The 6,228-nt window shown below is 32.9% G+C and carries 3 protein-coding genes and 1 pseudogene; 1 reads left to right on the top strand and 3 read right to left on the bottom strand.

The genetic code is table 11. The annotated features are described in order from the left end of the window. Positions 1-109: 109 nt before the first annotated feature. The 3 genes and pseudogenes from V7056_RS20420 to V7056_RS20410 all read right to left on the bottom strand — a co-directional run. Positions 110-329 (bottom strand): annotated as a pseudogene (locus V7056_RS20420) (peptide-methionine (R)-S-oxide reductase); the annotation flags it as partial. Positions 330-446: 117 nt separating this feature from the next. Beyond that, entirely contained in the window at positions 447-3,974 is a 3,528-nt protein-coding gene (locus V7056_RS20415) for a S8 family serine peptidase (RefSeq protein ID WP_499704218.1), read from the bottom strand. 617 nt (positions 3,975-4,591) lie between these two features. After that, entirely contained in the window at positions 4,592-5,053 is a 462-nt protein-coding gene (locus V7056_RS20410; RefSeq protein WP_499704217.1) for a DUF8821 family protein, read from the bottom strand. Positions 5,054-5,589: 536 nt separating this feature from the next. Here V7056_RS20410 and V7056_RS20405 point away from each other — a divergent pair. Beyond that, positions 5,590-6,228, top strand: a 639-nt coding sequence (locus tag V7056_RS20405) for a helix-turn-helix domain-containing protein (protein ID WP_499704216.1), incomplete at its 3' end; no start/stop codon positions are given.

The following is a 6,228-nucleotide window of genomic DNA, read 5'->3' as shown; positions in this document are numbered from 1 at the left end:
TCTAACTACGACACTAATCTTTTTAAATCTACTTTTAACTAAACAAGAAACATTTGTTTTCGTTTCAGAACAACATTTTTTTGCTAATAGGTTTTGTAAAACTTGGTCAGCCTGTACCCGCATCATACTTATCCTTCGGAGCTAAACAATGGCTCACCTGAAACAATATCTATGTAGAGACCTTCCTTTGTGTTATCCCAGTATTCATTTTGGAACGGTGCCTCGTCCATGCCATTCTGCGTTACGTTAAATTGAATATTCGTCAGCGTCTTCAATTTTTCTTCTCTGTTAAAATCTTTTTTAGTGTCTTGCTTTGAACTACGTTTCATTTGATAACACTCCCCTAGATGAATTGGGTCTAAAAATTTATTTTAAAAAAATACTTTTGACGCACAAAAGAAAAACATGACACCAGTTTTCACTAGTGTCATGTTACAGTTATATCCTTATTGTATAACAGTTACATTTTTAGGTGTTGATGTGCATTTAAAACCGTCTAATGTAACAATATCGACTGTAATTGTATATGTTCCATTTGGAAGGTTTTTATCTGGTACCCATGATGCTTTTAATGAGTGTTCATTATTTACTTGATACGAATCAACAACCTGTCCACTTGCATTTTTAATCGTGATCGTCCAGTCACCTCGATTGTAACCCCAAGCAGAAATTTTTGCTGGTTTAGATTGGTTTACACCCGTAGATGGTGTTACACCCAATGTTTGAATAGCCATACTTTGTTTATTATAGCTTTGATCTCCCCATGTAGTCCATGAGATGTTTCCTGCAAAATCCACAGTTAAAATTACCAAACCTTTTGGTTCTGTACTAACTGTTAGAGAATTTTTACCAAAAGGAACCTCATTATATTGACCATTTACATAAATAATAGAAGAGTTAATGTCTGTTGCATTATCTTCTGCGTTATAAGTAATTTCATATTTTCCGTTCTTTGGTGTTATTTTAATATCGGTTATTTTTGGTAACACGGAGTCTACAGTGATAGGCATTTTTACAATTTGTGGCTTAGCGTTTGGATAATTTAAAGTTGTTTTCATTACATATTGGTACACGCCGTCAGGTACATAATTGCCTGCTATGTCTTTCATATCCCATTGATAAGCGCCATATTTTGTATCACCATAGGCCATTATATTTTTTCTGAATTTCCAAGGCTCACCATTATATTCACTAAAATCACCTAAATATTTAACTTGATTTCCTGTTGAGTCCTCGATATACACTTCCACTTTATCTAAATTTCGTAAAGCTTGGAATGAACCAAATATTCCATTATTTATAAAATTTTTTGAGTATGCGATATGATTAAGATCAAATGTTTTCCCATTGAATCCTAATGGATAACTTTCTGAACTATCATCCCAAAGTGCAGTATATCCGACGAATGCATCTTTTTCCCAAGCTGGGGCATCGATATTTCGCAACTCATCCCAATTTCCATAGAAGCCCATATAAGGCATCGTTAAAGAAACAGCTTTATTTTGGTCCTTTTCTACAGGTACAAGTCGAACGAAACCTTCAACAAATATATTTTTATTTAATGAATCTGGTAAGGAAACATCAACCGTTAACATTTTTGTTTGACCTGGTTTAATCTTAACTAATGCACCTGATTTTTCTGTTACGATTTTATCATTTACAGTGATTTTTGCACCGTTAATCCGTTCACTTGATAAGCTTAGATACTCTTGATTATCTAATTGACCATCACTATCAAGATCAAATTGCTTTGTTTCTGTTTTATCTTTTAATAGATCAACATAGACATTGTATTCGATATCATCACTATTATTTTTACCTTTTGGTGTATCAAATGCTTCCATACTTAATTTAAAGCTTGTATTTTGACCAATTTCTTTAAGAGCAACAGCACCTGCTTGTTCTAAAGGAGCGTTTCTATTTGTTACTATGACAGGCGTATTAATTGCGTTTTGAATTTGCATTAAACCTGAACCTTGAACTCGAGGTGAATATGGAACTTCACGATTTGTACTTGGATCTAAAACTATTTTTGAAGTATTCATTAATGCAATTTTGGATTTTAATACAGTATCCTTCGAATGGGATAACCCTTTTTGGTAAAGTGACTGTAATAGTAATGCAGAGCCACCAGCCACATGTGGTGTTGCCATTGACGTACCACTCATTACTTGATAATCATTTCCTGGAATTGTAGAATAAATATTTCCTCCAGGGGCTGTAATTTCTGGTTTAAAATCTAATGTACTTGGCGCACCTACTGATGAGAAAAATGACATCGTATCTTTAGCAGAGTTATCTGCCCAATAATCACCAACGTATTTCATATTTACATATTGTCCGCTTGGTAAACTATTCATTTTGTTTAATAATGCCTCACCGATCGCCTTACTTGTTGAAGCAGTTGGTGTTGCAGTTGGCGTTACTGGCAATGTAGTATAATCTCCCCAATTTGTAGGAGGTATCATAATAATTGCTTTTGCACCTGCACTTTTAGCAGTGAATTGAATACTAGAGACAGTACTATATGAATTTAATAATTTCACTACTGCAATATAGTTCGTTTTACCAGCAGGATAATCAGTAACTTTCTTACCTTCGCCAACGTAAACTAGATCGTAGTTAGTATCAGGTAATAGGTTCTTTGATACACTAAAATTATAAGATGGACCAAATTGCGTATGGTCTTTAAAAGGTACTGTTAGACCATTATCATCAGATAATGCATTTAAATGGAATTTCGTATTTTCATAGGAAGCAACTGATAGTGCAAATGGGCTTACACCTGGTGCACCAACTGTTCCAATATCAGGATCTTGTGCATATGGCTTTAATGATGAGTAAGAAAGATTATTCTTTGTACTGTAAGAAGAATTTCCAGCTGCTACGACAACTAAAGTACCATTTTCTGTCGCAACTCGAATTGCTTTTTGAATTGGGTCAAACGCTTCATCTACATAACCTGCATCTACTCCTAAGCTCATGTTGATCACATCTGCACCCATTGTGATCGCATGCTCAATACCTGCGATAATATCATCCTCAGCTGCTCCACTAGCATTATCTGAAAATACTTTTTCAGCCAATAATTGAACGCCTGGTGCTACACCTGCTACTCCACCATTTGTCTCGTCACCATTTGCTCCAATTGTACCTGCAACGTGAGTACCATGAGCACTTCCTTTTGGGCCTGGAATGACATTCGTATCATTGTCTGCCCAGTCATAGCCTGTAGGGACTTTATCTGAATACCAGATTTCATTGACTTCTGTCTCAGCCATTCTTTGATTCATTTTTTCCTGAGTCCATTTTTCTTTGGATTTGGCTACATCAGATAGTTTCAAATCTTTATGTGTATAATCTATTCCTGAATCTACTACGGCAACAACTAATCCTTCGCCTTTATAACCATAATGCTCCCAAACCTTTTGAGCTTGTACTAATTCTTTACTTGCAGCCATATTTTCCTGGAATGTTCGAGCAACATGAACATGAGTAACACCAGGAATTGATTGAATTTCTTTCATATTTTTGTATTCTGTTTCAATACTGAATCCGTTAAAACCTTCGAAAAAGCGATGCTTCACTTTAAATGCAGAATTTGATTCTGAATTTTTTTTCTTTGAAAATTGCTCGATGACTTTGTCTTGTTTATGTTTAAAAGAAGCTTTTTTACTTTCTGCTGTTGTTTGCTCATTTTCTACTGGCTGTTCTACTTGAACGATTAGGCGAACTTGATCATCTGGCTTATAAGTGTTAATTTCTGAATTTTTAGCATCTTTATAGATTGAGTCTTCTTGGGTTATGTCGAAGTTATTCTTAACTAAAAATGGTGTTCCTTGTTCTATTCCATCTGTTGCTTCAGTTTGAGTTATGTTGTTATTGTCGGCAAAAGCCGTTAAGGATGTAAAAATTAATGATGTTAATGCTACTGTGGACATAACTTTAAACGCTTTCAAGTTACTATTTTTCATTCTTAACACTCCTCTTTTAGTTTGTATCTAATTTCATTCCACTTTATATCAAGAGATTAATAGCTAATTGCATTGATTCCTAGCGGACTATTTATCTACTTATGTGGTTATCCATAAATACAATCAAATTGTACAACTCCACTAAATGAACGTATATTGGGGGAATATAAGCAATTCAAGAATTGTATATTCCGTCAATTTTCATATGAGAATGTCAAATAAACTTGAATTATGGTTTCTTTAATAGAAATATGCTATTTTTTTGTAAGAATAATAACGATTTAGTCAGTCTATTTAATTTGGAATTTGGGCAAAATTCAACAAAAATGCATTTAAGTTGAACAATCCATCTAAATGGTGATTGAAAAGACAGTACAAAAAACCTAGTAGACATAATATAAGTAGTGAAAAATGATTAGTAAAATGTTGGATATGATGATAGTTCGTTAATAAAAAAGACTTACCAAAATATTTGGTAAGTCTTTCGTTTTAACTATATTTTTAGCTTTGGTATTTTCGAGCACTTATTGTACGGTAACGTTAGAAAAAGCGGAGATCAATTTAATCACCACTTTAGTAACAGTTTCATTAGTATATAGTTCTATCAATGAATACTTTTAATACTCACCTTTAATTACAAAAAATGAGCCGCGAATTGTCCCAGCTAGTTTAGATTTCTGTCTAGCAAACTTAAACTTATCTTCTAGCTCCTTTGGTATTTCCATCCCCTCAGAAAGCTTAAAGCCAACAGCGCGCTTTTTAGGGTTATCAACAGTATACATAACATTAATCGCAAGACCGTCTTCATAAAAAACATAAGCAAATTTGATATTTTCCACTTGGAAACGTGACGTTTCTAAAGGCTTAGCCGCAAACTCAATATCTCGTTCTTTTAATATTTCGTTCACGTAATCAAGCGTATCTTGACTTTCGCTAGCTGGTACTACCGTAAATTCATGTTTGTATTTGGTCATAAAGTAACGAGCTTCGTGCGCACGTAAGCCAGCAAGAGCTTCTACAACAGGTGAAGACTCTAAACCGATTTTAGACACATTTTTAAAATCAACGATATAAGACATTTCGATCTCTCCAATCAATTTTTCAATTAATGCAATAAAATGATAACAATTCTAATTTTACAAAGTTAGCATCATGTAACAATCCAAACTAAAGAACATTTGTTTTACACCAAATATTTATTTCATGATTTTTGTCTCTCTCTGTAAAAATATTTCTTCTATAATCATTCTAGACTTATATAGAAGAACCCTTCTTTTAAACTGTTACAGTTACTATATTAACTGCAATAAGTAAGTTTGGATACGTTTTACAATAAACGATTATACAAGATTAGTACACTATAAAAAAACGGTAACGTCATTAAAACGTTACCGATTTTACCATTCAGTATAAGTCACGCAGGAAAGTGTTTTGTTAGGATCAGTACAGGCAAGTATAGAGAATATAAAATTTCAAATAATAATGATAGTCAATTTATGCCTACTTTTTTATTTGAAGAAATTTAGAATTGGCTCAGTTTGTTTTTTTAAAGCTTTTAGTCAAAACGATAAGGTAAGATTATACACAAAAGGCTCATTTAAAGTGAGGATGTCAAATGGATAAACCAACTAAACGAAAACTCGAAATTATCAATATTCTAAGTAGTGAAGATAAGTGGTACACATCAGAAGAATTAGCATCTAAATTAGATTGTACAGAAAAAACGATACGGAATGATATAAAAGCAATCAACATGGATTTACCTAATGGATGGGAAATTGAAACAACTAAAGGTAAAGGAATTTATATAAAAAAGCCAATTAAGGCTTCTATTATTGAAATTCGTTTATTATTTATAAGAAATTCAATCACTTATAGAGCAATATTTTTCATTCAATTTAAAAAAATAAAAAATATAAGTGCTTTAGCAGCAGCTCTTTATTCTCAAGAACAAGCCGTTTATAAGATTCTTGAACGTGTAGAGGATTTACTTCATTCCTATAATTTGCAACTGAAGCGAGGACCTCTTGAAATTATAGGAAGAGAATTTGACATTCGATTATTATGCTGTGATATTTTGAATGCATTAAATGATCACATTACTAACAATTTAGATAATTGGCCATTCGAGAACATCTCATTTTCAACATTGAAAGAAATTGTCACAACTTCGACAGTTAAATTTAAATTATTCATATACCCTATGACGACTTACAAATATATTTATTTCCTTGCTACGATGCTAGACCGAATT

Origin of the sequence: Bacillus sp. JJ664 (assembly GCF_036962205.1) — a bacterium.
GTDB lineage: Bacteria > Bacillota > Bacilli > Bacillales > Bacillaceae_G > Gottfriedia.
Note: the sequence above shows the minus strand (reverse complement) of the source record. Positions and strands in the feature narration are given on the sequence as shown.